Raw genomic sequence first — 25,042 nt, 5'->3', positions numbered from 1 at the left:
ATTCATTCGCCTTTGGTTGCTCTCCACCCTTTCTGTTGAAAACGCAGTTACCATTGGCTACGGGGCGGTAACGGTTTCCCCGATCAGGACTTTCACCCGATAATTCAATCGCCTTCACAGGCGCACTGGCACGGCGGTCCCCGCCGTGTTTCACGGTGGGGACCACCGTGCCACGATGATAGGTACCCTAAAATCAAGGTGGAACAAAGCACTCGTCAGGCAATTGGTTTTCCACCAAACGCATCGGACCAATCGTCATGGATTCGTTGGACCGCCGCGATCGGACTGGACCGATCGATGGGTAAGGTTCGCGTGTCGGTGCCCCCGCCCCGGCCGAGCGTGGCGACGTAGCGGCAAGACGAGTAGCCGGCGCGGGCGCGGTCGTAACGACGAACCCACTCTCGACGTTCGTTGATTCGTTCGGGAGCAACCGGCCAAACTCCGCCGGCTAATCGCGACGGCGTGGACATGTTCGTTCGCCAAGGCTTGGGGGTCACGCGAGCGCGGAAACAGTTTTGATTGAAACACATTCTCGCATAGACCGGGTCGGTGCCGATGTCTTCAAAGAACCCGCGAACGTCATCACTTCGTGGGTCGAACGTCTGATGCGTCACCAACGCTCGCCAACCGTTGGGAGTTTCGTATAGCCGGATCGACCAATCGGGATGCGACCGCGCGAACGTCTCGATACGCTTGCGGGCGTGTTGCTTGGGTGAACCGCGATACCACGACATTGCGTGATGAACGAGACTGCCGACGATCGCCGAGCCGACCATCGCGGCGAACAGCACCATCCAAAACGCATTTTCGATCTGCCACCGAAACGCCGCGATGAACAAACCGATGAACAAGATCAGAAAGCTTGCAAGGTAAATCAAACAGCTGTTCGGTTCGGGGGCGTCGACGTCGGCGAACAAGACATTGGGTGTATTGAGGCAAATCGAGCCGTAGGCGTTGCGGGTGAGTACGATTTCATGAGGCGTACCGACCTCCAAACGCTCGATGACCTCCTCGCGAATCGGCAATCCGTCGGCGCCGTTGTAAGCGACTTTGGGCTCGCGGATCAAAACCGACTCGCCCGATCTGAGCCGGTCGATCGCTTCGGCGACGCGACTTTCCGCGTGTGTCTGGGCCGCCGCTTGGCTGTCGTTGGACCAACCGAAACGCCGAATGATCCGGGAACCCTTTTTTCCGTCCACCTGTTCGTTGGTGAATCGGTCTTTGGCTTCAGCCCAGTATTCCGGAACGATCATGGCCTTACCTGAATGTTCTTTGCCAGTGGGTTTTGGTGCGATGCGGATTCGAGGAAGTGCATTTGATACGCGGCGGTGTTCGCAAACACAACAAGGTCTCCCCGCTCGATCCCGTTTGGGAACTCGAACGTTCGTCCGGCGATGAAGTCGAATTCCGTGCAAAAGTTGCCGACGAATCGACCGGTAGACGGCTTCCCCAGACGATGCCGCCGAGGAACGATGATCGGATCGGCTAGCTCATTTCCTTGCGTCGGGTGGCATTGTGTGTGATTCATCGCCAAACCGATCCACCCCTGATGATCCAGCAATGGGTCAGCCGCTTGGCCAACCGGTGGTTTGCAAAACTCAACGCGAGCGATCGTCATTCCGCATCCGTCAAGCAACGCTCGACCGGGTTCGCAGCGCAGTTGCAGGTGGCTGTCGACGAGTTTCTTCGCGATCGTTTCTTGATTGAGGCTTTCGTCGAGGATCGACGCGAACCAATCCGGCGCGGACACGAAATCCGGATCATTCCAAGTTCGAGCCGGAAACCCGCCACCGATGTCCAGGAAGCGGATCGGATGACCTTGTTCTCGCAACTCGGCGATGCGTGTCAAACAGTGATCGATGGCAATGATTCGTTGAGATGCATGGCTTCCACTGAGGTGAAAATGCAGTCCGGCGACTCGTACGCTGGATGATCGGTGCGATCGAAGGAAACTCAACTCATCGTTGACGTCGAACCCGAACCGAGTCGCGAGGGGATACTGATGACGTTCTTGGCGGAAACCGCCCAAGCGGATCGCCACGTCCGCCTGATGTCCCAAAGCGTCGGCACGCTCGTTGATCAAGTACCATTCATCTCGATTATCGATGACGATCGTGGTTCGAACGCTCAGACACAAGTCGATCAGTGCTTGAGTCTTGATGGCGGCCGTGCACACGATCCGTTCACCGGCCACTCCGGCCTGTAACGTTCGCCGCAGTTCGGTCTCGCTAGCGACGTCGATACCGATTGAGCACTGATCGGCTGTTTCGACAAAGACGATATCCTTGTTGGCTTTGAAGGCGTAGTGCAACTGAACGTCAAGGCCACGCGCATGGGCGACCGCAAGGATCGCATCGATGTTCGATCGCATCGGATTGGGATTCAAGACATTCAGCGGCGAGCCGTGTTCGTCCACGACAAGATGCCAATCCGTATTGGCAAGCGAATCCATCATCCATGGCTCTAAAACCGGTGGAAGCGAGGGCAGGCCGATGCAGGAGGTAGTGGGAAGCAAGAGTGAAGAGTGAAGAGTGAAGAGTGAAGAGTGAAGAGTGAAGAGTAGGCTGGGTCGTAGCCGCTTCGGCGAAGACCCGGCAGCCAACCGCCAACCGCCAACCGCCAACCGCCAACTGCCAACTGCCAACTGCCAACTGTCGGGTCTCCGCTATCGCTGCGACCCAGCCTACGTTGGGGGGCTTGGTTCGACTACGGGTTGAGTGATTCGCTGGAATGGTCGACGATAGGGATTCACTTTCATTTTGTCTCCTCCCTTGGTGGATTTCCCCGATATGTCCGTTGCTTCCCCCGCCGCCCGTCCCGTTTTGATTTCCGGTTCGTGGAAAGATGCCGCTGTCGAATCCACATTTCAAGCGACCGATCCGAATCGTAATGCCAAGTTGGACCCCGTCTTCCCGGTCAGTGGTTGGTCTGACTGCGACGCGGCATTGGACGCCGCCGTCGAGGCCGCCAAAGAACTGCGTCGGTTGCCAACCGCAAGAATCGCTACGTTCTTGGAAACGTACGCGGACAAGATCGACGCCGCCAAGGATTCGCTCGTCGAAGCCGCGTTTGCCGAAACCGGGTTGGCTCGGTCGCCGCGTTTGGCGGATGTTGAGTTGCCCCGGACGAGCAACCAACTGCGGGCCGCCGCAGCGGCATGTCGCAGCGGCAGTTGGTCGATGCCGACGATCGACACAGCCGCCGGGATTCGTTCATGCTTTGTGCCTTTGGGGCCGGTTTGCGTGTTCGGTCCGAACAATTTTCCGTTCGCATTCGGCAGCGTCTCGGGTGGTGATTTCGCTGCCGCGATCGCCGCCGGCAATCCCGTCATCGGAAAGGCTAACAGTTCGCATCCCGAAACGACTCGTTTATTCGCCGAGCTAGCTGCCGAAGCGATCGCCGAAACCGGATTGCCCGCCGCAACGGTTCAATTGATCTATCGAACCAGTCATGCCGACGGGGAACGATTGGTCTCCGACCCACGCGTCGGCGCGACCGGGTACACCGGCAGTCGTTCGGCCGGCTTGAAGCTGAAAGCCGCTGCGGACAAGGCCGGCAAACCGATCTACTTGGAGCTATCGAGCGTCAACCCCGTCGTGATCACGCCGGGCTCGTTGGCCGAACGTGGAGAGGCGATCGTGAACGATTTCGTCACCAGCGTTTTGATGGGAGCCGGGCAATTCTGCACCAACCCAGGGATGGTAATGTTGGTCGCCGGCGAAGAGACGGACCGGTTCATCGCGGCGGTGAAAGATCGTTTTGCATCTTCGGCGGCAGGCACTTTGCTATCACCCGCCGTGGCCAGTTCACTCGGAAAGAGCGTCGAGACGCTGGTCGGTTTCGGGGCCTCGTTGCTCACCGGTGGCGGCGATGCTGAAACGGATCGTTGTGCGATGGCCAACACGCTGATGAGTGTCGACGGCAAAACCTTCTTGACCAACCCGGAAGGATTTCAAACCGAAGCATTCGGGAACGCTTCCTTGATGGTAGTTGCCGATGATCTGACGCAGCTTTGCGAAGCGATCGGACATTTGGAAGGCAATCTGACCGGCTGCATTTACTCCGCCAACGACGGCAGCGAAGAATCCGACGTCGATGCGATCGCGTTTGAACTCGAGCCGAAGGTCGGACGGTTACTCAACGACAAGATGCCCACCGGCGTCGCCGTCAGCGCCGCGATGAACCACGGCGGCCCCTATCCCGCAACCGGGCACCCTGGGTTCACCGCCGTTGGCATTCCTGGATCACTGGTCCGGTTCGGCAAACTGACGAGTTTCGACAACGTCCGCCCCTCGCGACTGCCGGTTTGGTTGCGTGACGCCGCCCCCACCGAAGGTACGTACCGACTGATCGACGGCAAGTGGCGAACGGGTGACGTTTGAATGGGCGATGATTGAACTGGCGACGTTTGAACGGTTCAGCGGATCGCGATGGCCGTTTGTAGCGGCCTCAGAACCGAATCGACCAAGTATTCGTCGACGAGCTTCTTGCATAGTTTTGAAAGTCGGTCGAACTCCGAGGCGTAATCCTCATCGACACCTAGCGAGTCATAGCGGCGGACCATCAAGTAAACGCTTAATGGTTCTTCGCTGAATTCGCCGGATCGGACTTGAAACGCCGTCGTCCGTGTTTCAAAGCTGATTCGGCACTGGGTACGGCAATCGTCATCGAGTGAAAACTGAATCGCCGGTTCGACCGACAGCAACTTGCTCTCAGAAAGTCCGGCGAACTTTTCCAAGCCAGGAGCGATCCCGACCGCTTCGTGCAAAATCTCGTTGTGGTTTCCTTTGCAAGAAAAATCAAACCCCAACATGACACTGAGTGATTCGCAATCGAGCGGGCTGATCGACAATTCGTAGGGCACCATTTCGAGAATCGCACGATGTTGCTCGCACGCTTCGTCGTAACTTTCCGGATTGACCATGCCACTGTTGAGACGTTTCGGTTCGGTCGAGACCCAGCGATAGTTGCCGCTGTCTTTCTCCTCTTCCAAAACGAACTCGTCTTTTTCGCGACAATAGAAATTTGACATCGTCGGATAGCGACGCCGGACCTGTTCAAAGTAGTGCAGAACCGATTCACGTCCCTGGGGCAGTTCCATTTCCGTGGACAAGTTCATGTTCACGTAATACTCTTCGCCGAAGACGCTGTAGTCACTCATGCGTGATAAACCTTAGTTGGTAAGAAAAGTGGCCGGACGAGACGAATCGTCGACCGCTCATTATTGTAGACCTCATCGCCCCGCACTTCACCCACCCCTCTTGGGATCGAAACTAGCGGGCTGTCGATCGAATCGTAACCCGACGCGTAAGCGAGGGATGAGGCAATATCAATTATCCCTCGCTTACGCAGCGGGTTACGAAGAAAGCGCAACATCAAAACGCGTAAGCGAGGGATCCCCCGCCCTTATCTGCCTGCACGGGATCCCTCGCTAACGCATCGGGTTGCGATGCAGACTAAATCAACAGCCCGCTAGGTCGTTGCTGCCGTTGTGGAGTTGGCGAATCCCGCCGTGGAATGCGAGATGACCGGCGGCATGTCATCTTCATGATGGTCCGATAAGCGGTACGGCAACGTCACCCAAAACGTACTGCCACGGCCCAATTCGCTTTGGAAATCGACTTCACCGCCTAGCAAAATCGCCAGTTCCTTGACGATCGAGAGCCCCAGCCCCGTGCCTGCAAATTCACGGGTCAAACCGTCGCCGTCGAGAACTTTTTTGCTCTGCCGAAATTTTTGAAAAATGATCGGTTGGTCTTCTTCAGCGATACCTACGCCGGTGTCCGTGATGGAAAGGCGGAACCGGTCGCGATTGAGATCCTGGACCTTCACCGTGATCATGCCACCCTCGGGGGTGAACTTGATCGCGTTACTGAGCAGATTGTTGATGATCTGGCCGAGTTTGTTGGGGTCTTGGAAAGCGAGCGGTAGGTCGTCGCCGACATCAATCGACAACGAGATATTCTTGTCTTCGGACAACGACTGGATCATGTCGCACTGGGCGTTGATCAAGCGAGCCAGCTTGAATTCGCTGCGGCGGACTTCCATCTTGCCGGCTTCGACTTTGGCCAGATCGAGGATGTCGTTAATCATTTCCAACAACAATCGGCCGCTCTTTTGGATGTTGGTCGCGTAGCGGCGTTGTTTGTCGTTGAGTGAATCGATGCCCGAGAGAACTTCGGAGAATCCGATGATGCTGTTCAGCGGAGTGCGCAACTCGTGGCTCATGTTGGCCAAGAAGTCCGTCTTTAAACGGTTCGCTTCGTAGAGTTGCAGGTTCAGTTGAGCGAACTGGTCGACCCGACCGTCGAGTTCTCGGTTGACGCTTTCGAGTTGGGTTTGCGTTTCGGTGAGGTGTCGCAGCATCCGATTGAACGCGTCGGCAAGTTCTCGAAACTCGTCTTCGGTGTCGATCACGGCTCGTTGATTGGTATCGCCGTGCGTGATCGCGTCACTGACGTCACGCAAATGCAGCAGTGGTTGCAAGACCAAGTATCGCACGATCGCATGCAAAACAAACAGCGTCACCGCGACGATCAACATCGCCATGGCCACCACGATTGCTCGAATTTGGGTCGTATCATTAAGGATTTTATCATCCGGCATGCTGACGCGTTTAACACGGTAAGGCAATTCAGCGGCGCGGGTTTCGGCGTCGACGTCGGACGATAAGGCGATCGTCTTGCCCATCGGTGTATGACAGGCGATGCAGTCTTGGGTAATGAAGACGGGTTCGTAATATGTATATCGTTTATTGACCGGACCAATGACTTGAAACAGCGGGCGATTGCCAGGCCCGATTCGACTCATCGCGGCGTCGTCGGCTAAGTTGAACGGTTTGGCCAAACCGGATGCGGTGCTATCGGATTGATCTTCGCGGAGGCGGGCCGCCAAACGAGCCCGGAAGAGCGGTTCGAGTTGTTCGAGAATCGCTCGTTCGGCCGACGATTCCGGCTGACGAGGCGTGGCCAAATTATCGAACGGCTGCGGATCGTCGAGCCCTAGTATTTCGAATTCAATCTCTTTGCTGAGAAGTTGCGAGCGAAGTGCTTCGATCTTTTGGTTTTGAATTTCCGTTCGATCGTCGGGCACGCTTTCTAGGTAAATCGCGTTGGCGTGCAACAGCATCATCTCCGTCGCCGCCGCGTCTCGGGCTTGTTGCTGTGTCGTCATGCTGACGAACCCGTCGGCGAGCAACAAAACCACGCAAAATGCGCCACACATCAGCACGACGAGTGCCGACCCGAAAAATAGCAGACATTTCCGTTCCAGGCTCATCGACGAGAAGAGGCTTTGCAGGAACCGCAGCATGGCAGACAAGATTAGGGAGGAAACGTGCTATTTACGAAGTATGATTGAAGGTCGTCGAGCCAAGTCTTGACTGGGCTTTCGGGGCCAGTTTTGTTGACGAACAACTAGCGATCAGGTCCAGTTTGACCGAAACGGTGGCTCAAGGCGAGACGAATCGGAACAATCATTGCAATTCCCCTAGCTTCCTCCGGAGGCGGAGTTTTCCGCGTCGACGCGCCGTCTGTCCCAATTTGATCCTTGTTTGACGGGGTGCTGATAATTACGATGATTCGGAATTACGGACCAAATGACCTATTTTGCCCTTTGCGAACCCCTCCTGAGAAAATGATGAAACGTTCTATTCGCCGGGCCATGCGGTGGACTCTTGTGGTCACCTTGGCTACTTTTTTAAGTATCAGCCCCGCGTCGGCCGGTTGGTTGCTCAAACGAATGCACGGTGGCGACGCGGCTTGTTGCCAGCCCTGCACCTGCTGTGTTCCCGCTCCTCCCGCCTGCGAACCCGTTTGTTGCGAGCCAGCTCCCGTTTGTGCTCCGGTGGTCGCATGCGGCGAGTCGATCGCTCCGATGTATTCTGCACCTTCAACGGATTGTTGTGGGGCTTCGGTGATCGAGTCCGCTCCCATGATGGATTCATCAGTGATGGGCGATTCGGTGATTCACGGCGATTCCGCCCCGTCGGCACCTCCGGCGATCGAAGATACCCGCGTGGTGGACTCGCCGAAATTGGACTCCCAAGCTGGAAAAACCTCCTCGGCTAAGCCACCCGCCGATGACGCCGTCAAGGAAGATGCTGGCGATTCGGTTGTCGAACCCGCGATGGAGCCGAGCCCCTTCGAAGCACCTCCTGTACCGGTGAAGCCGACCCCTGAGCCTAAGCCAGAACCCAAGCCCGAGCCAAAACCAGAACCCAAACCAGAACCTAAGCCAGAGCCCAAGCCTGAGCCTACTCCGGAACCAACACCCGAGCCGACGCCGGAACCAACGCCAGAGCCCAAAACCGAGTCCGTTGACGACCTGTTTGGCGATTCGCCCGCCCCTGCGGCGATGCCCGAAGCCGCTCCGAGCGATTCGGTCGACGATCTGTTTGGTGCCCCAGCGGACGCCCCAGTCGCGCCTCCCGCAGATGCACCTGCCGAGATGGCCCCCGCAGCCGATCCTGGTTTAGATGATCTTTTCGGTACACCGGCTGACGAACCCGGCATGCCTGCCGACGCACCGGCTCCGTTTGGCGAGCCGGAACCTGCCCCGGCACCGGCCGACGCGGGTCTGGATGATCTGTTCGGAACCCCTGCCGACTCACCCGCCGATTCGCCGGCGATGGAAGCTCCCGCCGATTCGGCTGCTCCAGCGGACGGTGGCTTGGACGATCTATTCGGCAATCCTCCCGCCATGGAAGAGCCTGCGGCCCCGGCCGACGGCGGATTGGACGACCTGTTCGGCGAACCACCGGCCGCAGATCCGAAAGAAAGCTCCGACCTGGATGACTTGTTCGGACAGGCAACCCCGCAAGCGGCCGAAGTCGTTACGCTTGAGGAAATCGCGACCCCCGAACCTGCCGAACAGGTGGTTTCCGAGGTTGTTGATTCTCCGGAGAATGCTCTCGAGCAATCCGTCGTGCGAACTTGGGTCGACAACACCGGAACATTCCGCACCGAAGGTCGATTGATCCAAATCAACGACGATCACATTCGCTTGCTCAAGACCAACGGCAAGACCGCGACAGTTCCGATGAATCGACTCAGCCCCCAGGACATCGAGTATGTCCAAGGTGTCGTCGATGCGATGGAGACCTTTGTCGTCGCCATGACTTCGAAGTAGTTTTTCCTTCCATAACGAACGGCGTTCTGTTCACCATCAACCGCAAACTGCCAGTTGCCGACTTACGGCACCTGGCAGTTTTTTTGTGTCGATTCCGCGAGGAAATGATTGGTGCTCCTCGGTCGCTAGCACCACTGTCGATACTCGACCGTAGCGGGTAGTTTCTGCCGAGATGTTGTCGACATCGAACAACGAAACTTCCCCAAACCAAGGAAAATAATGATCGGATCCATGATTGCCGACTCGGCCAAACTCAGCGTGGGATACGCGGAGCGATTGATTGAAGGAGTTCAACCGGACCAATTCGCTCGGTTCGCCGAAGTCGGTGGGACCAAGATCGAATCAAATCACCCTGCCTTCGTGCTTGGTCACTTAAGCCTCTACCCGTGCCGGATCGTCGAAGACCTCGGCGGTGACTCGTCGGCGATCAAGCCATCGGCCAAGTACGACGCCTTGTTTTCCCCGGCGGCGACCTGTTTGGATGATCCCGAGGGCAAGCTCTATCCTCCAATGGAAGAGATTGCTCAGAAGTTCTTCACCGCTCATCAAGCCGCCATCGAAGCACTGCTTCAAGCCGACGATGCTGCTTTTAAGGTCGAGAATCCCAACGAAAAAATGCGGGGCAAATTCGCGACGAAGGGCGCGATGCACGCCTTCTACTTGGGCGGACACATCATGATCCACATGGGCCAAATCAGCGCCTGGAGACGCGCTATGGGACTCGGTAAAGCCTAGTTCAACGTTTCAATGGATTGCCTTGGAGGCAAAAGAAGCCAAAAACCACCGAGCTAGCGGCAAAAACGGCCCAATGGTTTGGAGTCAGTTCGGTGGCGTATTGCTTCAATTCGTACCACGAATCCCAAAAGTATTCGGTGGTCGAAACCGCTGAGATGAAAAGGTCCATGTGATCGACTAATGGGAGGGCAAGATTTTCGTTTAGTTAAAGCTAGTTCGGGAAACGGGTGTACATGATCGAAAAAGACACAGGGAAACTTACGGGCCAAAGAAAACGATGTCAAAATCGTTGTTATCATCAAATCTGAAGAATTTGGCGACACTCTGCGGACACCTATTGCAACAACCAACCTCATGGATATACTTCGTCTCATCATCGCCGGATGACTCGCTAGCAAATAACAGCGATGAATTCCAGCGAGAGCCTTTTGTCGAGGTCGTGCTGCTGATTGAAAAATATTTTTCATGAATCAGTGCAAATCAGACGATAACACTGACTCGACAAGTGTGCCCCAGAGTTCTTGTCTGAAGAATTCAAAGGCGCGGTAGCTCAATTGGTTAGAGCCCCGGACTGTCGATCCGGAGGTTGCGGGTTCGAGTCCCGTCCGCGTCGCTTTTGAAATTTTGTTTTTTGCCGGGAATAAGATTTACCCGGTTTCGACAGCATGGATGCTACGAGTCACCTGACGGAGTGTAGTCGATGCAGTCTCGCATTCACGAAGACTTCAAAAGTATTAAGGCCAATCTCGACGATGGAGAGTTCTCCGGCGATAGGGCGATCGTCGTGGCCTTGCAGGTTGTCGCCGAGTCGATCGCGACGCTAAACGATTCGGTTGTCGCTCTTCATCGCGAAGTTCGCTCGAAGGGCACGGTCCAAGACTTAGACGGTATCCATTCGGAACTGGTCGACGCTGTTAGTGAGCTTCGGACGCTCAATGCTCAGGTGGCGACTCAGAATTAACAGGGCTGTTTTCGATGACCCCAACTTCGACAAGAAATCCTTCGATTGCTCGCAGTGATAGCGACTCGCTTTGGTCTGCGTACCGCGTGCCCGTCGAAAACAAACTTCCGTCGCGAGCGCGGGAGATGACCTTTCTTTCGAAATTGGCTCGTCTCGCTTCGAATGCGTCTCGCAATTCGCGAACGGGGATACAGACTTCCATCGTCATGACCTTTTGAAAAACGGGAACGAACTGAACGACTGAATCATAACAAACCATTCGAATCTGGTCTGGTGCTGTAACACCCGGCCGCTAAGATTCGTGGGCGGCGAAAGCCGTAGCCGGCCTCCGACATCTCTTTGGGTGTTTAGTACAACGGAGGCCGGCTTTTTTTCAAATCGGCCGAAGGCACCCGCATGACGAACGAACGTGGCTTGTCCTGCTTTCAGGTTTTTTGCATCGCTTGCACAGCCGTCATGATCCTGAGTTGGTTCGTGTGCGGTGGTTGCTTACTGATCACGCACAAGGTTTCGGACACGATCGCCGAATCGAACAAGCAGTTTGGTATCGAGCAAGCGGCGAAACGCAAGGAAGAGGCGGCGCGGCGAGCTGCGATGACACCCGAAGAACGGTTGAAAGAGGATCGCGTAGCGGAACTATATTCGGTTCACTCTGTGGTCGAATACATGCTGAAGCCAAAGTTTCCCACAATTCAAATGGACCTAAAGAGCCGTTCTGAGCTGCTTGTTGAAGAGTTCGGGATAGTCAACGGCACTTTCAAAACGACGAACCCTCTTGGTGAGTTCACGCACGTTTACGAGATGCAAGTGAAGTTCAACAAAGGGTCTAAAGAGTTTCGGCAGATCGCTGTTAAGATCGACGACAATCTTCGCGTTCAAGACCAGCAAGCCTACGACGAGCTTTCTCAAAAGTAGCGAACCTCTGTTGACACGCGGACGGGATTCGCTATTTTCGCGGGTGTACTAAACACCTGCGGCACGCGTCGCAGTGGCTTTACAGAGCCTCTCAGCCTTACAGGGCTGGACTTCTTCGACGCGGACCAAGGGTAACACGAAACCCTTTTGACCCAACCAAAGCAATGCGTTTTTGACGCTGCGCTGATCGTTGGGTGATGGTGCCGAACCATGCGAATAATGAATTTCGCGCGATCACTTGCGCATTGTTTGCGCATCTCTTGTGGACCCTCGAAATACGCTCGCTCGTTGGCGTGGGCCGCTATCTGTTTAGGATTTTCTTGGACGCTGGCGACGTGTGCGGAGGTTAGGATCGATCTCGCCTGCAATCAACCATTGACGAGGCAACCTGATGATTCGACCGATCCAACCCCACCAAACCCTTCACTCGCTCGACGATTATTTTCGGCTCGAGTTCCTTCCCGAAGCGATCGACCGGGGGCTCTCGAACGATCGGATCGGCGAGCTGAAACAAGCCGTCTTTCGTTGGAAATGGTGGACCGAAAAGGGCCGCGAATCGTTGACCGGGGAAAAGGACCGGACAGTGAGTCCGGGGCTTGGCGACGTGACGCCGCAAGCACTTTCCGAGTTCCGCCGGAGCGTGATCGGGCAGGAAATTCCGGGGCGAGATGGAAAGTCGCGGAAGGTCTCGCCGCGATCGCTGAACAAGACGCTACAGGCGATCGAGCAGATTCTCGCCGCCGCCGTCGAGGACGGGACGCTCGACGAGTCGCGGGGGCTAGTCCGCGTGCGGAAGGTGCCGCAACCGCGTCAGATCGGGAAGCTGGTTATTCCCGACGAGACGATCGCGGCGATTTTCAAGGCGTGCGACGTGGCGACGTGGCCGGACTCGGCCGGGAGCAAGCCGATCGATCCGCCTTCGTTTTGGCGGGCGGCCGTGGTGATGTTCGCGACGTATGGGATGCGAACCCAGGATCTCATTCGATACGAACCGCACTTGCGGCCGATCCGATGGTCGTCGATCCGGCCGGCCGGGATCAATCCCAGCGAAAACGGGTCGATCGAGTCGCCGCTCGGTTGGCTCGCGTGGGTTCCGAACAAGACACGCGGCCGAAAGTCGTTTCCGTTGTGCTTGCCGATCACGCCGGCCGTCGGGCATTGGCTCGGCCGTTGGCGCGAGTCGTTCGCGCCGGACGATCAATCGGCCGCGTTGTTTCCGTGTCCGTTGTCGAAGGACGGCGTCTACGGCCAATGGCGGCGGATACTTGCCGAAGCCGAAGCGAAGCCACGGCCGAGACTCGAGTTCGATGCGGACGGGAACGTCGAGGAGTCGTCACGCGAGTATTTGATAAAGCATCTGCGATGCACGGCCGGGACTCGAGCCGAATCGCACGGATCGACGATCGGGTACACGGGCGTCGGCCGTTGGATCACGGGGCACGTCTCGAACGATGTTTTCGAGCGTCACTATCACGGCCAAGAGCGACCGATTTTCGACACGCTCACGACGCTGCCGATGCCGACCGGAATCTTGCCTACCGATACGCAGTCGCCGATGAGGCTGCGGGTCGTCGGATAACGATCACTACCGTTACGGTCCAACATCGTTGTTGGACCATTCCCAAGGCCGCTCGGTCGATGTGTTGCGCATCGGCCGGGCGGCCTTTTCTTTTGATGAAAGGCGTAAGGATGAAGTCGATTCAAGTTTGGGTGTCGGAAGAGACCGAGAGTTTCCTTCCGTTGCTCGTGGCTACGACGACGAGGGCTTGCGAGATCAACCGTCGGTTGTTCGAGCAGCACGTGCGGACTGTCGAACAGCATAACCAGGCGTGCAGCGACGAACTGTGTAGGCTTCAGCACGAAGCGGAAGTGAAGAACAAGCGGATCGCTTGCGAGGCGATGGAAGCGAATTTGAAGATCCTCGTCGACATGAAAAACCAAATCGCGATCGCGAACAAAAAGGCGGCTCGTGATGCAAAGTGAAGCCGTCCAAAAAGCGAAGAGCGAACTCGACGCGATGGTCGATCGAAAAACGATCGTCGCCGAGCTGCGGGGCGATCGCTGCCGATGCGGATCGACCAAGGCACGCGGGCAAACGTTTTGCCGAACGTGCTACTTCCTGATTCCGCCGTCGACGCGGAAGCGACTCTACGAACGAATCGGCGAAGGCTACGAAGGAGCCTATCGCGAATGCTGCGACTACCTCGACGAGAAGGGGAAAGCAAAGCCATGAACCGCGAAATCTATCTCGCGATCTCCGAAGACGACGTGAAGAACATCGATCGAGCGATCGGCGAAGCCGAGAGCCTGGTCGACTCGGCCGCGATCGTCGCCATGCAAGCCGAAGCGGCGCTACGCGATCACCGATCACGGTGCAACGTTCGCGGCTGCCGGACTGAAAACTATCTGCTCGAGGTCGCCGATCAAGCGATCGAACAGCAACGCGGGCGATCGGACGTCAAATCGCTCTTGGAAACCATCCGAACCAAACTCAACGAACCAAAACGGGAAAGGGTTAAAAACATGCTCGTTATCAACCGTCGCGAAGGCGAAGCAATCGACATCGGCGACGATATCACGATCGAAGTCATCCGCACGCGATCGAATCAAGTCCTGATCGGAATCGACGCACCGCGTCAAAAGCGAGTCGTTCGCGTTCCGAGATCCGGAGAACGCGTCGCGTTGCCGGCGTTGCCTGTTGTGCCCGCTCAAAGCAACGAGGTGACGCAATGATAACCAAAGAGCAAACTGTCAATCGAATCGAGAACATGGTCGCAAACCTTCCCGATCGAATGATCACGAATCCCTACACGCCGATCCGGTTGATCGCCGAAGGCCGTAAGCTCGGCGACTTCCGCGATCGACTCAAGATCGAGAATCATGCCGATTGGATGCTCGTCGTCGATGGTGCTTTCACGTTCGCCGCGACCGATTCGGGTAACTCGGAAAAGCTATCGCAGATCGAGGATCTCCTGGCGTTGATCGAAGCCGACCGAAAGGCGGTGCGTCATGGATAGCCGCTATGCCGATTGCTGGTTCGCCGTCGACGGGACGAACCTCGTTTTCAAAGACGTTTGCACGGGCGACATAACCGGCTCACGATTCCGCCGCCGGCTCGAGTGTCTCAATCGTCAGTGGATGCCTGAACGAATCATTGTCGCGTTCGATCCCGACGACGGAACATCATTCCGGCGTGATCTGTACGCGAACTATAAAAGCAACCGAGGACCAAAACCCGAGGGCCTCGAGCACGCGATCGAGTCGGCGAAGCGTGCTTGTTACGACGAGTGCGTCGACTGCGTGACGGTCTCGACGTTCGAAGCCGACGACGTGCTCGCGACCGTCGTTAACGGTGCGTTGATGGTCGACCGTCGCGTCGTGTTGTTCAGTAGCGATAAGGACCTGCGTCAATTGTTGCTGGCCGGCCGCGTGACTCAATGCACCCAGCTATCGAGAACGGGCGATCGGCTGAACGGCGAATTTCTGACGGAGCGTGATATGGCGAAACTGAACGATGACGGCCGACCGGTATTAGGTGCGCTCGCTGAACAGTGGATTGAGTACCAAACATTGCGCGGCGATCCTGGCGACAAAGTGCCGGGCGTCCGTGGCATAGGTGAGGAACACGCGGCGGAGCTGCTGAGTCGATACGGGACGATCGATAACCTATGTCAACAAGCCGTCAAACTGGCGAAGGTCCCTATGCCAGAAAAGAAGGTGTTAGCCGCTCGAGAGGACGGAACACTCGACTTGATGCGAGAGCTCGTCACGCTGCGTAGCGACGTACCGATCAGCGCGGCCATGATGGAAATGGAGGTACCGGCGTGATTCAATTCACCAAACCGGTCGGCTCGAGTGCCGACATCGGGTTCCCGGTTCTGACAGACGGCCGACGTCGCTCGCTGATTCAATTGCGATCAAGAGCGAAGATTCGATTCGAACGAATGGCGGAGATCCTGGCCGCGATGGTCGCCGATAAAAACATCGGCAAGGAGCTAATCAAGTCGGCGACGGCCGTTCGCGAGCGGTACGCCGACCTGCAGGGGATCGTCGAGCTGCAATTCTCTGAGTTTCGAGCCGACCGACGCGGGAGTTTCGGCCCAGACGATCAGCGAGATAACGACGACATCGCCCATGAGATGAAGCAGCTCGATAGCGACTTGGCGCTCGTGATCGACGGCCGCCTGGCCGACGTGAGAGCGTTCTTCGACAAGGGTCATTCATTGCCGCCGATCTCGCCTTTGTTCGCTCGCGTGCCGTCGGAACGGAAAGCGAGGGTCAAATGAACGACGCCGATCGAATGGACTTCGATGAAGCGGTCTCGCTCGCGCAGCGTATTCGGGCCGATCGAAAGGGCGTGATCGTCCGAGCGGTCGGCCGATTCCTAACCGACGCGGAACTTCGCGGCGACGATCAAGAGCGTTGGGGCGTGTCCGTGTTGCTCGCCGACGGCCGAAGTACCGTGTTCTGGTCGACGCTGGCCTATGCGATGCAATCGCCGCCCCGAGACGCGAAACGGCCCAAGCGTGACGCGAAGCGGCCGAAACGTGAAACGAAGCGGCCGAAACGTGAAACGAAGCGGCCGAAACGTGAATCGATCGACTCGCGTCAGGAGGCTTTATTTTGACGCGTGGAACGAATGGAAGCGAACGGCCGTTGATCGACGCGGCCGAGGAGGCCCAACGCGAAGCGGAAACGCGTAAGCGACTCTGTCGCGAACGAATCGCCGCGATGAAGGATTGCCTCGAGCGAGCCGGCTACACCGAGGGAACGTCCTACTGGTCCGTCGGGATCATCATCGCCAAGGTCGCGACCGGTTGGGAGTCGATCGAGTGGGAGCTCGATCGACTCGCGAGCGATCGCGAGTTGGCAACATCGAGCGACAACATCGAATCCCGCCGCCGGATCGTCCGCCGTGCGCTCGCCGAGCTGCAGGCCGACGGGATGGTGACGTTCGAGTGTGTCGTCCCAAGCGGCCGACGCGGGCGCGGCCACAAATCGCGACTGACGATCGAGCTAAACCGGGCCGTGATCGTCGGCGATTCGCCGCTCTTGGAGCGAGCGCAAAAGCCGGACACTGACCCGGACAACGGCCCGGACACTGACCCGGACAATGGGCCGGACAGAACCGGGACACTGACCCGGACAGAACCGGGACAAATCAAAAATCAAACTGCTTTATATTCCTTTCCTAAAGATTCCGGTCCTCTCTTCCTTGAGGATGGCGAACCGAAAGGCAAAACCGAGGGCGCGGAGGACCATGAATTTTCGAGGTTGGAATTTTCGACCACGGCCGACGCGACCGTGCCGACGTGCGTCCGACTCCTCGACGCTCTCGGGTCTCGGAACGAATGGCCGGCCGGCGATGTTCAAACCGTTTGGCGAGTCGCCGCCGCCCTCGACGCCGGCCTGATCGCCGAAGCCGATGCGATGACGGCCGCCCGGGTCGCTCGTGACTTCGGCAAGCGATCTCGCGTCGGCCTGTTTCGGTGCAAGCTGGCCGAACGCCTAGAGCTCGATTCTGACGGCCTGGCTCGCCTGCTCTCACGCGTCCGGATGAAAAACGGCTATCCGGCCGTCCCACCGGTGCGGCGTGTCAAGAGCGATCACGACGCCGCGATCGCCGCAAGCGTGAAAGCCGCCCCGGTGCAGACCCGACCCAACGAACGAACCACCCAAACCGCAGCGCGGCGACTGTTCGCCGAGCTGGTATCGATCCGCTAACCAAAGGGAAGCAACCCGGTGACTAAAGCAAATCAGGATTTTCAACGTTGGTTTTTTCGAATCCGAAAAGAGCTGATACCAATGATCGAACGCTCTCGCGTGGTCGTCTCGATCGCGTCCGATCCTAGCAAGTTCGATGTGAAGTTTGCCGTCGAGACTGGAATCGCCGTCTTGCTAGATAAGCCGATCATTGCGGTAGTGAGACCGGGAACGAAGATCCCGGAGAAGCTCGCGAGAGTGGTCGATCGATTCGTTGAATACAACGAAAACAATCTCGATCAAACGACCGAAGGAATCGCGAACGCTCTGAAGGAACTAGGGGTGGGGCAATGACGCGAAGTCTTAGCGAGAAGTCAGCTCACAAAGTGCTCGACACTTACAACGTACCCGTTGGAATGATTCACGATCGAGTGACGTTAATGGGGATTCGCCTTGAATATGCCGAGAAACGAGCGGCCATGAAGGAACCGAAGGTTTTCAAACCTCATTGGCCGGAAGGCCTCGAGGCGATGAAACGATATGAGATCCTATGCGACGACGACGGGAATCGCTGCGGGTCTCAAATGAACGTCATGGTCGATAACCAAGGTGATGTGTACGTGGGAATGCACGCGTACCATGACGAGGAGAGGACCGCCGAGAACCTGGACCCGTTCCCATCGATTCGGATTCGAACGGGGATCGGCGGCGGTCGCAATCGCCGAACGCGTCAGGCGTTGCTGTGGCTTGCCAAGGCGATCGAGCTCGACTCGCAATCGAACGAAGGTTGCCTAGGATGAGAAAGAACGAAAAGCCGTTCCTCGAGTGGCGGAAGCAATGCTACGGGTTCAGCGGCGAGCTGTTGCCGTTGCCCGATCCGTCGACTTATGACGCGTCGGCTTACAAGCCGCCTGGTCGTCGTTTTTGGGTCGTCGAGATATGGAGCACGGGCGATTGGTTGATCCTCGAGAACGACGTCCTGGTCGACTCCGGCGAAGGCGCAACGATGAGCATCGCCGAAGCCCGCCAAATCGTCGAAGATTGGCGAAAGAAGAAGGCCCGAATGGGTCAAGGCTAATCGGCCGACGCCGGCGGGAAGAGCGGCGGGTCGTTAACGCATCCGCCGCCGTGCAGTAAGTGTTGACCGATTCGCGAGGGGCAAACGTTGAAAAGCTCGCGAAGCAAAAGACATCCGGAGTCGCCGTCGTCGTTATAAGGTCCGAAGTGTTGGCATTGATTCGAAAGGCATATCGGATGCGATCGCTTGAAGTGATCGCGATCGATCGGCCCGCGTGCGATCATCTCGCGAACCGCATTCGCAACGAAGTTAGATCGAGCGTCTCGGCCGCGAACGTCGGCAAAAATCGCCACTCGCGCCAACCGCCGCCAAGTCGATAACGATCGAAACCGTCGATCTCTTGACCGGGACCAAACTCGGCGAAATAGACGTTGTTCGGAAGAGTGACCGACTCGAAGGCGTTCGTGTCAATCGCGTAGGCGTTAAAAGCCTGCTCTTCGACTTGCGCCGAGCTGCCGAACCCGAAAACGCTAACGACGAGAGCGTAGACACGAAGGCCGCGAAACTCGAGAGCGGTCGGCCGGAAGTACGGCAACGCGGCCGGGTTCAATACCTCGAGCGAATCCGTGTCGACGATATCGCCGTCAAGGTCGTCGGCCGTGAACTCGATCGACGTATCGGTCGCCAAGATCTCGCGACGAAAGGTTGCCGAAGCGGATCGAAAGTTAAGGTTAAGCGATACGCTGTGATCGTAAGCCTTGTCCTCGACGAATTGAATCGAGCCGACCGGCGTTTGCAAATACGTGACATCGGCCGGCATCGACGATAGGCTCGAGAACACGACGTCGGGACTTTGAGCAACAACGCCGCCCATTAAGTCGAGGCCGATCCCAAGTGGCGTGATCGATCGAATCTCGCTCAAGTCGTCGGTCTCTAACGCACCGACCGGCGATCGCTCGGCGACGCCGGCGGGATACCTGAACACGACGTCAGCGATCGCGAATAACTTTCCGGCCGTTTCCTCGAATCGCAATTGCGTCGACGCGTCGAATAGGTCGACGCTGGCGATCGCGTCGGGTGCGATCTTCGCCCCGAAGAACTCGACCGTTTGGACGCCGGAGCCGTCGTCGAAACCCGCTCCGGTTGCGTGCAATTGGACGGCCGCCGTCGGCGACGTTCTAACGAGCTGATCGATCGCCGTTTCGCAGTGATCGAATTTCTGGAAGATCTCGCGAAGGATCTCGTCGCGAGATCCGGACCGATCGATAGTCTGCGATTCAAGCCGCCAACCGGCGACGCCGAACGGAGCGAATAACGGACAGATCACCGCGTCGGGGCAGTCCTGGCGATTATCGACGCGAGGGTCGCGAATCTGCGAAACGGTGATCGTCGGCCAAGTCTCGAGTTCGCTCCAAGGATCGGCCGGCGTGTACGGCGTCACTCGCAAGAGGATCGATCGGTTCGCCCAGTCGACCGGGAGATCGAGCGAGCCCGTGTAATGATCCGCGATCGGATCTCCGAACTCGTCGAGCTCGTGAGGATCGGCGGCCGCGTCGAAGTCGTCGAAAACAACGTCGCCGATCCTGCGGAAGTTGACGCCGTGAATCTGCAGCGATCCCGAACGCAAGATGATCGATCCGAACGTTTGGGATTGAAGGTTGATCGTTCTAACGAGAACGTTGTCGACGTATAGGTCGCTTTGATCGTCGGCGGTCCGGATCTCGATCGTCGATAAGACATCGCCGGACGTTGGATCAAGGAACTCGATCATACGCATCGACGACGCATCAATCTTAATCGGGATCGAAGGCAACGCCGATCGAGTCTGTAACTTATGAACGCCGTCGACGTCGATCGATTCGAGCGTCGGCGAATGAAGATAATCCGCGACGTAAGCGAAGTTTCGAAAAGCGGTCAAAGTAGAATCACGCTCCGGGGTCCATTGAGGTTAATTGGGTCGATCGAACGCCGGGTCGTGACGTCAACGCCGGCGGCGGCCGCGTTGATCGCGTCCGCGACGGTTGAAAAGTCTTGTCCCGGCGTTGGAACGAGAAATTTATCGGGGTCGATGATGGTAGGCGACGCGGAGAACACCGAGGCCCAGTCCCGAGGCTCGATAAGTTCGGCGGCCGTGAGTCCCGTTCCGCCCGATTCAATGAAGACCGTTGTCGGATCGGGAGACGAATACCAAACGGAATCGAAGTCGAGAACCGCGACCGACCGAAAGGAACCGAGGCTAACGTGTCGATCGGATTGCTTCATAGGTTGCGATCGAGTGAGAAGACCTAGCGTCGGGTCGGTCGGATGCGGCCCCGGCGTTTCGATGACCGGCCGCGAGTAGTCGAATCCAAACTCGATCGTGATGAAACCGGTGTCAACATTCGAACCATCGTAAACCGCGACGACGTCGTCGAGCGTTCCGGTCTCGAGATGACTCGACGTCGCCGACGTTTGCCACGGGTCCCACTGGTAATTGCTCGAATAAAGCCCGAGCAATCCGAACGGATCATCGGCCGGCGTGAGGTATTGCGTAACGAGGTAGCCGATTCGAAAACGCGTGGTCTCGCTCCACTCGTGACGATAAAGCGAATAGATTCGAATCGGTTTCTTGGACACCTTTCGCGCGAGCTCATGCGTTTGGATGACGCAACCGCAGCAAGACCCAGGAGCCAAGCAATTAACAGCCATCGCCTACGCTCCTCGAGCGGTTTTTCTTGAGTGGCACGAATGGCAAAGGCCTTGCCAATTCGATCGGGACCAAAAGAGTTTTGGGTCGCCGCGATGGGGGACGATGTGGTCGACTTGGCTCGCGATCCGTTCGCCGCATTCTTTGCAAATGTGGTTAGCGGGTTCGGCTAAGAACTCTTTCGCGGCTCGTCGCCAATTGCGGCCGTAGCCGCGACGGGCGGCGGTGGGGCGGGCCTCGACGGCCGGCGTGATTGCTTGGCGGGTTCCCCTGCAGGCGTCGCAGCGTGAACCACGGCCGATATGCGAGCGGCGACAAATCACGCACGACTTGCGAGCTTCAGGAACCGCCATCGCGAACGATCAAACGACGGAGGATGAATCCGCTTTCGCGGGCGGCTCGGCGGCGACACTGGCCGGGACGTTCGCCTTCGGCCGGTTGTTGATCACTTCGGCGAGCTCGTCGAACACGGCGTCGAGTTTCTTCTCGCGTCGACGGGCCTCGAGGGCGTCGGCGACGATGCGAGTTTCCCACGGGTCGACGAGCGACGGAGCGACGGCGGCGGCCGATTGGCCGGGAACGCCTGGCGTACCAAACAATGCACCGAAAATGCGTTGCGGAATGCCGCGACGAATCGCGATAACACCGAGAAGGACCGAGGCGAAAACGATTAGCGTAATAGTCATGATCGAGAGGCACGGGGAGAGGTGAGAGCGTTTGCGATCAAGACGGCCAAACCGGCCGCGATCGCGTTAAGTAACCAAGTCGATTCGCGAAGCTGCGCGACGATCTCGCCGAGCTGGTCGATCGCGACGCCGGCTGTGTCGAGTTTATCGCGAGTGTCGCGCAAGCGATCGCCGGGCCGCCATCGGTCGCCGCGCTGAGCCGAGATCTCGCTCGCGTGAGGGCCTTCGCCGGCTAAACGATATGACGCCTGCAGCTCGGCATAAAGAGCATCGGCCGACGTCGGCAACGTGTCGCGAGTCGCAACGTAAAGAACGCCGGAATCCGGACGAGCGAAAACGATCGCCGGCGGGCTCGATCCGGACGGCATCGACTTCGCATAGCGATAACGAAAAAGATCGCTGCGAGATTGAAGTCTCGAGCAATCGCATCGTTTGGCGAGAGCGAGCAAGCCGTCGTGATCGCGGAACCAATCGGCAACGCCGGGCGGCTCGTCGACCAAGACGAGTTGATACTTCGCCGGCCGTGGTGGCATCGTTTGGGCGTCGGCCGTCGACGCGAGAATGACCGAAACGACCGTGATCACGACAAGGTCGATCCCGATCGCACGGCTATCGTTTCTCGCTACCCAACAGAACGACAAAGCCGAAACGCTGCCGACTATGAAGGCGACGAAATCAAAAGGGCCTGGCGTTCCATGGCCGGAGTCGATAAAGACGAGACACGCGACCCAAACGACGCCAAGAACGGACTTGATAGCGAGCTGCTTCATTGAATCGCGTTTCGCAGTTTGGCGGCGACGGGATCGTTTGACTTGCCGACGCGTTGAAGGTGGACGTTCAAGAAACCGAGACGCTCGCGCGGCGTGGTGCGGTCCCAACAATCTTGACACAAGATCAACGCCGACGCACCGCCGGGAGTGGTGAGGTTATGCCAACCGTCGCCGACCGTCGGCCGTTGGCATCTCATGCATGGATACGCACCGGTTTTCTTCTCGTTGAGTCGGTCGACTCGAGAAACAACCGTGCAGCTAGGACACGACTCGCAAGCGTTAACCGTCGAATCAGGTTGCTCGTCGCTGGCCGATTGAGTGCTGCCTTTGGCGTCCGGGTCATCGTCTTCGAAAGATCCGCGATTAGGGCAATTCCCGCCGGGGCAGTCGGAACAGTCGGAACCGTTGCAATCGATCGGGCAGTTATCGCCGTTGCACTCGCCGAAGCCGTTGCTATCGGTTTCGTCGGTCGGGTGGGCGAAATTGTCGTCGGCTCGATCGCGTGGCTTGTCGCCAATGAGCAAGCATCCGGAGCCGCAACAGACGAGCAAAAACGCAAAGGCGGAAGCGGCGAAAAGTCGGGACATGAATCGGGGCGGGTGCATGGATTCCACCGGTCGTAGAAGGGGGCGGGCAACGGAGTACCCAGGACAGTAAGGGCAAAGCCGCCGTACCCTTGCCAAGCGCGAATGAACTCGTTGGCCGGGACGCGGATCGGCGTTTGAACGCGGTTGTTGTCGAGCACGATCGCGTAGGTGTCGCCGTTTCCGGACTTCGCGAATCCGCAAAACGTGCAGCAGTGAGCCGGCAAATACCAAATGATCGCACCGAGCCGGTGGTCGCTGCACCATTGCAAGAAACGAGCGTCGCCGGGGCGATCGATCGCGACGTATGGCAATCGTTCACTCTTGCAGATGTTTTGAATCGAGGTCGCCGTTTGGCCGCCGCCGTAGTGCTTTCGAAGTCGTTCGGCGGCGGCGTGGTTGTTTTGCCACCGAAGCACCGAGACGAGCGAAGCGACGGCGCAAGAGCCTTCGCCGCCGTAAAGCCAATTCGTTTGACGCAGTGAAACCGGCAAGTTGACCGACGACGGCATTTCGTCGACGGGTTTAGGCGTGATCGCGATCCGAGGGGGTGCGATCTCGCAACCGACGACGCAAACGATCGTTAGTGTGACGAGATAAAGCCGGAGGAACCGAGAGCGGACGATCGCGTCGAGCATAACAAGCAATCCTGAGTCGTGATGATGGCACCGCAGCCGCGACACCGAACGGGCCGAGATCGATAACCGCCGACGGTCATCGAGTCGCGGATTTTGCAAACCGTCGAGTGATGAACACCGACGACGATCGCGATCCGCCTCAAGGAAAGATCCCCGCCGTCGATCATGTTTCGGATTTTCCGCACCCGTGCGGCCGGAATCTTTGGTTTGCGTTGCGGTGGATTGACCGCGTCGCGATGAACCCACCGCCAAGCCGTGCTGACGCTGACGCCGGCGGCGGCCGCCGCGTCGGTGTAGGCGGCCCCGTCCAAGACAGCCGCAACGACTTCGCCGCGACTCAAGATGTAATCGTGCATGTGCCCGCTTGATGAGAGAGCCTGAAACGCTGGCGACTCCGCCGCGTGTCGCGTCTCACGCATACGGCAAAGTTTAACGGGTCCATCGTCCGGCGACGATTCCCAGGCGTCGGCGATTCCGCAAACGCCGACGCGGGCCGCTCCGCCGCGACGATGCGGGACTGAGCAACCCGACAAGCAACGCGAGCAAACGACCGCATGGGCCAACGTGGACCGCTACCGAAACCGACAGCGCGAAAGCGACTCGAGGGCAACCCCGGCCACCGGCCGTTGCCAACGGATGAACCGGAGCCCCGGACGCTGGACTACGTCCCGTCGCCGCCGGACTGGCTACCCGAACGGGCCAAACAGGCCTGGCGTGTGATCGCGGCCGAGCTCTGCGCCGCCGAAATGCTCGTCATGCTCGACCTGCAGATCCTGGAACTGTATTCCGTGAGTTATCACAACTGGCGAGAAATGTTCGACGTCGTTTTGCGGGACGGATACACGCAAGAGTTCTTCGATAACGACGGGAATCTCAAATACGCCCAGGCGACGCCGTCGGCGACGCTGCTCGGCAAGTTCGCGCAAGACGTCAATAAGTTCGCCAAAGTTCTCGGTCTCGGTCCGGCGTACCGCGTCGGCCTGCGGATCGGCGATCGCGACGGCGGCGGAAAGCCGGTCGATCCGATCGAGGCATTGCTCGCCGGCGTCGGCGTGTCGATGGCGGACAGCAACCCGCCGCCGAAGCGAAAGCAGGCAGCGAAAACGTCAGCGAAAAAAGCCGCCCCTCAAAAGAAAGGGAAGCGAGCGACCAAGAGTACAACGAAAAAAACTTCCAAGCCCGCCAAAAAGGCCAATAAAAAGCCCGAGGCGTGATCC

The 25,042-nt window shown here is 57.9% G+C and carries 32 protein-coding genes and 1 tRNA gene; 19 read left to right on the top strand and 14 right to left on the bottom strand.

Going from position 1 to position 25,042, the window contains the following annotated elements:
- Nucleotides 1-215: 215 nt before the first annotated feature.
- Together Pla100_RS25535 and Pla100_RS25530 are read right to left on the bottom strand one after the other, a co-directional pair.
- The gene (locus Pla100_RS25535) at nt 216-1,253 is read right to left on the bottom strand and encodes a hypothetical protein (RefSeq protein ID WP_146581374.1); all 1,038 of its coding nucleotides are present in this window, start codon (nt 1,251-1,253) and stop codon (nt 216-218) included.
- Nucleotides 1,250-2,455, bottom strand: coding sequence for a type III PLP-dependent enzyme domain-containing protein (locus Pla100_RS25530; RefSeq protein WP_146581372.1), 1,206 nt, complete (start codon nt 2,453-2,455; stop codon nt 1,250-1,252). Before Pla100_RS25530 ends, Pla100_RS25535 begins: the two co-directional genes overlap by 4 nt.
- Nucleotides 2,456-2,789: 334 nt before the next feature.
- Between Pla100_RS25530 and Pla100_RS25525 the strand changes: the two genes are divergently transcribed.
- A complete protein-coding gene (locus Pla100_RS25525; RefSeq protein ID WP_146581370.1) occupies nt 2,790-4,382 on the top strand; it encodes an aldehyde dehydrogenase (NADP(+)) in 1,593 nt (530 codons plus the stop codon).
- Nucleotides 4,383-4,417: 35 nt separating this feature from the next.
- Here the strand turns inward: Pla100_RS25525 and Pla100_RS25520 are convergent, their stop codons facing one another.
- The 3 genes from Pla100_RS25520 to Pla100_RS31205 all read right to left on the bottom strand — a co-directional run bounded on the left by Pla100_RS25520 (nt 4,418) and on the right by Pla100_RS31205 (nt 7,934).
- The gene (locus tag Pla100_RS25520; RefSeq protein ID WP_146581368.1) at nt 4,418-5,161 is read right to left on the bottom strand and encodes a hypothetical protein; all 744 of its coding nucleotides are present in this window, start codon (nt 5,159-5,161) and stop codon (nt 4,418-4,420) included.
- 311 nt (nt 5,162-5,472) lie between these two features.
- Nucleotides 5,473-7,311: a sensor histidine kinase gene (locus tag Pla100_RS25515; protein WP_146581396.1), complete on the bottom strand. Its 1,839-nt coding sequence runs from the start codon at nt 7,309-7,311 to the stop codon at nt 5,473-5,475.
- 275 nt (nt 7,312-7,586) lie between these two features.
- On the bottom strand, nt 7,587-7,934 hold the full coding sequence (locus Pla100_RS31205) for a hypothetical protein (protein WP_197168226.1): 348 nt from the start codon (nt 7,932-7,934) through the stop codon (nt 7,587-7,589).
- Here Pla100_RS31205 and Pla100_RS32250 point away from each other — a divergent pair.
- The 17 genes from Pla100_RS32250 to Pla100_RS25430 all read left to right on the top strand — a co-directional run bounded on the left by Pla100_RS32250 (nt 7,933) and on the right by Pla100_RS25430 (nt 18,521).
- Complete coding sequence (locus Pla100_RS32250; RefSeq protein WP_261344827.1) at nt 7,933-9,129, top strand: SHD1 domain-containing protein; 1,197 nt, start codon at nt 7,933-7,935, stop codon at nt 9,127-9,129. The two genes, Pla100_RS31205 and Pla100_RS32250, sit on opposite strands and share 2 nt — an antisense overlap.
- Nucleotides 9,130-9,348: 219 nt before the next feature.
- On the top strand, nt 9,349-9,864 hold the full coding sequence (locus Pla100_RS25505) for a DinB family protein (protein WP_146581366.1): 516 nt from the start codon (nt 9,349-9,351) through the stop codon (nt 9,862-9,864).
- A 539-nt stretch (nt 9,865-10,403) separates the two neighbouring features.
- Nucleotides 10,404-10,477: transfer RNA gene (locus Pla100_RS25500), tRNA-Asp, on the top strand.
- Nucleotides 10,478-10,564: 87 nt separating this feature from the next.
- Nucleotides 10,565-10,825 carry a hypothetical protein gene (locus tag Pla100_RS25495; RefSeq protein ID WP_146581364.1) on the top strand — a complete coding sequence of 87 codons (261 nt, stop codon included), beginning with the start codon at nt 10,565-10,567 and terminating at the stop codon, nt 10,823-10,825.
- Nucleotides 10,826-11,221: 396 nt separating this feature from the next.
- Nucleotides 11,222-11,740 (top strand): hypothetical protein, encoded by a 519-nt coding sequence (locus Pla100_RS25490; RefSeq protein WP_146581362.1) that lies wholly within the window; start codon nt 11,222-11,224, stop codon nt 11,738-11,740.
- Between the two features lie 391 nt (nt 11,741-12,131).
- A complete protein-coding gene (locus tag Pla100_RS25485) occupies nt 12,132-13,319 on the top strand; it encodes a hypothetical protein (RefSeq protein ID WP_146581360.1) in 1,188 nt (395 codons plus the stop codon).
- Nucleotides 13,320-13,429: 110 nt separating this feature from the next.
- Complete coding sequence (locus Pla100_RS25480; protein ID WP_146581358.1) at nt 13,430-13,723, top strand: hypothetical protein; 294 nt, start codon at nt 13,430-13,432, stop codon at nt 13,721-13,723.
- Complete coding sequence (locus tag Pla100_RS25475) at nt 13,710-13,973, top strand: hypothetical protein (protein WP_231603573.1); 264 nt, start codon at nt 13,710-13,712, stop codon at nt 13,971-13,973. Before Pla100_RS25480 ends, Pla100_RS25475 begins: the two co-directional genes overlap by 14 nt.
- Nucleotides 13,970-14,473, top strand: a complete 504-nt coding sequence (locus tag Pla100_RS31190) for a carbon storage regulator (RefSeq protein WP_197168218.1) — start codon at nt 13,970-13,972, stop codon at nt 14,471-14,473. Before Pla100_RS25475 ends, Pla100_RS31190 begins: the two co-directional genes overlap by 4 nt.
- The gene (locus Pla100_RS25465) at nt 14,470-14,757 is read left to right on the top strand and encodes a hypothetical protein (RefSeq protein ID WP_146581354.1); all 288 of its coding nucleotides are present in this window, start codon (nt 14,470-14,472) and stop codon (nt 14,755-14,757) included. Before Pla100_RS31190 ends, Pla100_RS25465 begins: the two co-directional genes overlap by 4 nt.
- Nucleotides 14,750-15,568: a 5'-3' exonuclease gene (locus Pla100_RS25460; protein WP_146581352.1), complete on the top strand. Its 819-nt coding sequence runs from the start codon at nt 14,750-14,752 to the stop codon at nt 15,566-15,568. Before Pla100_RS25465 ends, Pla100_RS25460 begins: the two co-directional genes overlap by 8 nt.
- The gene (locus tag Pla100_RS25455) at nt 15,565-16,026 is read left to right on the top strand and encodes a hypothetical protein (RefSeq protein WP_146581350.1); all 462 of its coding nucleotides are present in this window, start codon (nt 15,565-15,567) and stop codon (nt 16,024-16,026) included. Before Pla100_RS25460 ends, Pla100_RS25455 begins: the two co-directional genes overlap by 4 nt.
- Complete coding sequence (locus Pla100_RS25450; RefSeq protein WP_146581348.1) at nt 16,023-16,367, top strand: hypothetical protein; 345 nt, start codon at nt 16,023-16,025, stop codon at nt 16,365-16,367. Before Pla100_RS25455 ends, Pla100_RS25450 begins: the two co-directional genes overlap by 4 nt.
- A complete protein-coding gene (locus Pla100_RS25445; protein WP_146581345.1) occupies nt 16,364-17,464 on the top strand; it encodes a hypothetical protein in 1,101 nt (366 codons plus the stop codon). The genes Pla100_RS25450 and Pla100_RS25445 overlap by 4 nt, the downstream gene beginning before the upstream one ends.
- 81 nt (nt 17,465-17,545) lie before the next feature.
- The gene (locus Pla100_RS25440) at nt 17,546-17,797 is read left to right on the top strand and encodes a hypothetical protein (protein WP_146581343.1); all 252 of its coding nucleotides are present in this window, start codon (nt 17,546-17,548) and stop codon (nt 17,795-17,797) included.
- Complete coding sequence (locus tag Pla100_RS25435; RefSeq protein ID WP_146581342.1) at nt 17,794-18,243, top strand: hypothetical protein; 450 nt, start codon at nt 17,794-17,796, stop codon at nt 18,241-18,243. Before Pla100_RS25440 ends, Pla100_RS25435 begins: the two co-directional genes overlap by 4 nt.
- Nucleotides 18,240-18,521 (top strand): hypothetical protein, encoded by a 282-nt coding sequence (locus Pla100_RS25430; protein ID WP_146581340.1) that lies wholly within the window; start codon nt 18,240-18,242, stop codon nt 18,519-18,521. The genes Pla100_RS25435 and Pla100_RS25430 overlap by 4 nt, the downstream gene beginning before the upstream one ends.
- Here the strand turns inward: Pla100_RS25430 and Pla100_RS25425 are convergent.
- Genes Pla100_RS25425 through Pla100_RS25385 form a run of 9 tightly spaced genes read right to left on the bottom strand, consistent with a single transcriptional unit; the run spans nt 18,518 to nt 24,181 of the window.
- Nucleotides 18,518-18,745, bottom strand: coding sequence for a hypothetical protein (locus tag Pla100_RS25425; protein WP_146581338.1), 228 nt, complete (start codon nt 18,743-18,745; stop codon nt 18,518-18,520). The genes Pla100_RS25430 and Pla100_RS25425 overlap by 4 nt on opposite strands.
- On the bottom strand, nt 18,742-20,379 hold the full coding sequence (locus Pla100_RS25420; RefSeq protein WP_146581336.1) for a hypothetical protein: 1,638 nt from the start codon (nt 20,377-20,379) through the stop codon (nt 18,742-18,744). Before Pla100_RS25420 ends, Pla100_RS25425 begins: the two co-directional genes overlap by 4 nt.
- Entirely contained in the window at nt 20,376-21,149 is a 774-nt protein-coding gene (locus Pla100_RS25415) for a hypothetical protein (RefSeq protein ID WP_146581334.1), read from the bottom strand. The genes Pla100_RS25420 and Pla100_RS25415 overlap by 4 nt, the downstream gene beginning before the upstream one ends.
- 3 nt (nt 21,150-21,152) lie before the next feature.
- Nucleotides 21,153-21,500, bottom strand: a complete 348-nt coding sequence (locus tag Pla100_RS32515; protein WP_146581332.1) for an HNH endonuclease — start codon at nt 21,498-21,500, stop codon at nt 21,153-21,155.
- Nucleotides 21,501-21,509: 9 nt separating this feature from the next.
- On the bottom strand, nt 21,510-21,833 hold the full coding sequence (locus tag Pla100_RS25405; protein WP_146581330.1) for a hypothetical protein: 324 nt from the start codon (nt 21,831-21,833) through the stop codon (nt 21,510-21,512).
- Nucleotides 21,830-22,603 (bottom strand): hypothetical protein, encoded by a 774-nt coding sequence (locus Pla100_RS25400; protein ID WP_146581328.1) that lies wholly within the window; start codon nt 22,601-22,603, stop codon nt 21,830-21,832. Before Pla100_RS25400 ends, Pla100_RS25405 begins: the two co-directional genes overlap by 4 nt.
- Nucleotides 22,600-22,800, bottom strand: a complete 201-nt coding sequence (locus Pla100_RS25395) for a hypothetical protein (protein ID WP_146581326.1) — start codon at nt 22,798-22,800, stop codon at nt 22,600-22,602. The genes Pla100_RS25400 and Pla100_RS25395 overlap by 4 nt, the downstream gene beginning before the upstream one ends.
- Complete coding sequence (locus tag Pla100_RS25390) at nt 22,797-23,825, bottom strand: hypothetical protein (protein WP_146581325.1); 1,029 nt, start codon at nt 23,823-23,825, stop codon at nt 22,797-22,799. Before Pla100_RS25390 ends, Pla100_RS25395 begins: the two co-directional genes overlap by 4 nt.
- Nucleotides 23,771-24,181, bottom strand: a complete 411-nt coding sequence (locus Pla100_RS25385; protein WP_146581323.1) for a helix-turn-helix domain-containing protein — start codon at nt 24,179-24,181, stop codon at nt 23,771-23,773. Before Pla100_RS25385 ends, Pla100_RS25390 begins: the two co-directional genes overlap by 55 nt.
- Before the next feature lie 198 nt (nt 24,182-24,379).
- On the opposite strand from Pla100_RS25385, the gene Pla100_RS25380 reads away from it, so the two are divergent.
- The gene (locus Pla100_RS25380; protein WP_146581321.1) at nt 24,380-25,039 is read left to right on the top strand and encodes a phage terminase small subunit P27 family; all 660 of its coding nucleotides are present in this window, start codon (nt 24,380-24,382) and stop codon (nt 25,037-25,039) included.
- Nucleotides 25,040-25,042 lie beyond the last annotated feature (3 nt).

It is taken from the genome of Neorhodopirellula pilleata, from assembly GCF_007859915.1.
Taxonomy (GTDB): Bacteria; Planctomycetota; Planctomycetia; order Pirellulales; family Pirellulaceae; genus Rhodopirellula; species Rhodopirellula pilleata.
This window is presented reverse-complemented; position numbering and strand designations above follow the sequence as displayed.

What these genes read in the sequence shown, in the direction of transcription:
- Pla100_RS25435 (WP_146581342.1), top strand. Translation starts at nt 17,794, where the DNA reads ATGACGCGAAGTCTTAGCGAGAAGTCAGCTCACAAAGTGCTCGACACT.
- Pla100_RS31205 (WP_197168226.1), bottom strand. Translation starts at nt 7,934, where the DNA reads ATGGGAGCGGACTCGATCACCGAAGCCCCACAACAATCCGTTGAAGGT.
- Pla100_RS25385 (WP_146581323.1), bottom strand. Translation starts at nt 24,181, where the DNA reads ATGCACGATTACATCTTGAGTCGCGGCGAAGTCGTTGCGGCTGTCTTG.
- Pla100_RS25400 (WP_146581328.1), bottom strand. Translation starts at nt 22,603, where the DNA reads ATGAAGCAGCTCGCTATCAAGTCCGTTCTTGGCGTCGTTTGGGTCGCG.
- Pla100_RS25405 (WP_146581330.1), bottom strand. Translation starts at nt 21,833, where the DNA reads ATGACTATTACGCTAATCGTTTTCGCCTCGGTCCTTCTCGGTGTTATC.
- Pla100_RS25390 (WP_146581325.1), bottom strand. Translation starts at nt 23,825, where the DNA reads ATGCTCGACGCGATCGTCCGCTCTCGGTTCCTCCGGCTTTATCTCGTC.
- Pla100_RS32250 (WP_261344827.1), top strand. Translation starts at nt 7,933, where the DNA reads ATGATGGATTCATCAGTGATGGGCGATTCGGTGATTCACGGCGATTCC.
- Pla100_RS25380 (WP_146581321.1), top strand. Translation starts at nt 24,380, where the DNA reads ATGGGCCAACGTGGACCGCTACCGAAACCGACAGCGCGAAAGCGACTC.
- Pla100_RS25465 (WP_146581354.1), top strand. Translation starts at nt 14,470, where the DNA reads ATGATAACCAAAGAGCAAACTGTCAATCGAATCGAGAACATGGTCGCA.
- Pla100_RS25460 (WP_146581352.1), top strand. Translation starts at nt 14,750, where the DNA reads ATGGATAGCCGCTATGCCGATTGCTGGTTCGCCGTCGACGGGACGAAC.
- Pla100_RS25450 (WP_146581348.1), top strand. Translation starts at nt 16,023, where the DNA reads ATGAACGACGCCGATCGAATGGACTTCGATGAAGCGGTCTCGCTCGCG.
- Pla100_RS31190 (WP_197168218.1), top strand. Translation starts at nt 13,970, where the DNA reads ATGAACCGCGAAATCTATCTCGCGATCTCCGAAGACGACGTGAAGAAC.
- Pla100_RS25440 (WP_146581343.1), top strand. Translation starts at nt 17,546, where the DNA reads ATGATCGAACGCTCTCGCGTGGTCGTCTCGATCGCGTCCGATCCTAGC.
- Pla100_RS25515 (WP_146581396.1), bottom strand. Translation starts at nt 7,311, where the DNA reads ATGCTGCGGTTCCTGCAAAGCCTCTTCTCGTCGATGAGCCTGGAACGG.
- Pla100_RS25425 (WP_146581338.1), bottom strand. Translation starts at nt 18,745, where the DNA reads ATGATCGCACGCGGGCCGATCGATCGCGATCACTTCAAGCGATCGCAT.
- Pla100_RS32515 (WP_146581332.1), bottom strand. Translation starts at nt 21,500, where the DNA reads ATGGCGGTTCCTGAAGCTCGCAAGTCGTGCGTGATTTGTCGCCGCTCG.
- Pla100_RS25490 (WP_146581362.1), top strand. Translation starts at nt 11,222, where the DNA reads ATGACGAACGAACGTGGCTTGTCCTGCTTTCAGGTTTTTTGCATCGCT.
- Pla100_RS25530 (WP_146581372.1), bottom strand. Translation starts at nt 2,455, where the DNA reads ATGATGGATTCGCTTGCCAATACGGATTGGCATCTTGTCGTGGACGAA.
- Pla100_RS25485 (WP_146581360.1), top strand. Translation starts at nt 12,132, where the DNA reads ATGATTCGACCGATCCAACCCCACCAAACCCTTCACTCGCTCGACGAT.
- Pla100_RS25480 (WP_146581358.1), top strand. Translation starts at nt 13,430, where the DNA reads ATGAAGTCGATTCAAGTTTGGGTGTCGGAAGAGACCGAGAGTTTCCTT.
- Pla100_RS25525 (WP_146581370.1), top strand. Translation starts at nt 2,790, where the DNA reads ATGTCCGTTGCTTCCCCCGCCGCCCGTCCCGTTTTGATTTCCGGTTCG.
- Pla100_RS25505 (WP_146581366.1), top strand. Translation starts at nt 9,349, where the DNA reads ATGATCGGATCCATGATTGCCGACTCGGCCAAACTCAGCGTGGGATAC.
- Pla100_RS25495 (WP_146581364.1), top strand. Translation starts at nt 10,565, where the DNA reads ATGCAGTCTCGCATTCACGAAGACTTCAAAAGTATTAAGGCCAATCTC.
- Pla100_RS25395 (WP_146581326.1), bottom strand. Translation starts at nt 22,800, where the DNA reads ATGAGATGCCAACGGCCGACGGTCGGCGACGGTTGGCATAACCTCACC.
- Pla100_RS25415 (WP_146581334.1), bottom strand. Translation starts at nt 21,149, where the DNA reads ATGGCTGTTAATTGCTTGGCTCCTGGGTCTTGCTGCGGTTGCGTCATC.
- Pla100_RS25520 (WP_146581368.1), bottom strand. Translation starts at nt 5,161, where the DNA reads ATGAGTGACTACAGCGTCTTCGGCGAAGAGTATTACGTGAACATGAAC.
- Pla100_RS25430 (WP_146581340.1), top strand. Translation starts at nt 18,240, where the DNA reads ATGAGAAAGAACGAAAAGCCGTTCCTCGAGTGGCGGAAGCAATGCTAC.
- Pla100_RS25535 (WP_146581374.1), bottom strand. Translation starts at nt 1,253, where the DNA reads ATGATCGTTCCGGAATACTGGGCTGAAGCCAAAGACCGATTCACCAAC.